Origin of the sequence: Xanthomonas cucurbitae (assembly GCF_002939885.1) — a bacterium.
Taxonomy (GTDB): domain Bacteria; phylum Pseudomonadota; class Gammaproteobacteria; order Xanthomonadales; family Xanthomonadaceae; genus Xanthomonas; species Xanthomonas cucurbitae.
The window spans coordinates 1-273 of record NZ_MDED01000171.1; the positions used below are offsets into that span (position 1 = coordinate 1).

1 protein-coding gene is annotated in these 273 nt (G+C 59.3%); it reads left to right on the forward strand.

The window, feature by feature from the left end:
* Positions 1-273, forward strand: a 273-nt coding sequence (locus tag XcuCFBP2542_RS19230) for a transposase (RefSeq protein ID WP_146090404.1), incomplete at both ends; no start/stop codon positions are given.

Here is a 273-nt window from a genome sequence, read left to right on the forward strand (position 1 = left end):
AGTACTACTTCGGGATGAAAGCGCACATTGGCGTGGATGATGAGTCCGGGTTGGTGCACCACGTGGAATGCACGGCAGCCAACGCGGCGGACATCACGCAGGCGCACAAACTGCTGCACGGCAAGGAAGACACGGTGAGCGGGGACAGCGGCTACACCGGACTGGACAAGCGCGAAGAGATGGCGAGCAAGCGCAAGCTGCGCTACCTGATCGCAGAAAAGCGCTCGAAGTTGAAGCAGATCAAGAACAAACGCGCGTTGAAGCGGGCAAAGC